At 54.3% G+C, this 622-nt stretch carries 1 pseudogene; it reads left to right on the top strand.

The features are described from left to right. Window positions 1-429 precede the first annotated feature (429 nt). A pseudogene (locus tag DEQ92_RS21385) lies at window positions 430-622 on the top strand (aldolase); the annotation flags it as partial.

The raw sequence follows: 622 nt of genomic DNA, 5'->3' as shown, positions 1-622 counted from the left end.
GTTTCGTTCTGGCTGCTCGGAGCCCTCTTCGCGAGTAGCGGCGTCGGGTTAGCGTACGTGCGCGAGTGACCAACTGATATACCACGTTGCACTGCCTCTAAGCGGTCGTTTCTGACAATTTCGGTGTCGTTCTGTAGAATAGAATTTTAAGTGCTACTGAAATTCTGTTCGAGGCTGCGACCGCACACGAATCACAATCGTACGCTTGTGATTTTTCTCCGGGGGTGATCCGGTTCTATGGGGGCCGAATACGGCTGAGGCCGCCTTGTTCTGACAGAGTGACCAGTTATTCTGACCAAGAGAATTTTATATACCACCGCGGAGGAAAGGAGCAAATCCAGCTGAACACTCGATCCTTGCTGGGACTCCCGCACTCCTCGAACGCCGTTGTGGGAGAGATTTATTAGCCCCTCCTTCGACGTGGCGTGTATGCTAGATCGACCGTTACGGGAGCGACTCGATGCGGGTGAAGCAGTTCTCGGCACGTTCCAGATCCTCGATTCGGCTATGGTCTCGGAGATAGCGGCTGTCGCTGGTTTCGATTTCGTCGTTATAGATCGTGAGCACGGACCGATGACGACCGAGACCGCGATGCAGATGTGTACCGGAGCCCAAGCGAGAG

The sequence above is a fragment of the Haloferax sp. Atlit-6N genome, assembly GCF_003383195.1.
Classification (GTDB): Archaea; Halobacteriota; Halobacteria; order Halobacteriales; family Haloferacaceae; genus Haloferax; species Haloferax gibbonsii.
Note: the sequence above shows the minus strand (reverse complement) of the source record. Positions and strands in the feature narration are given on the sequence as shown.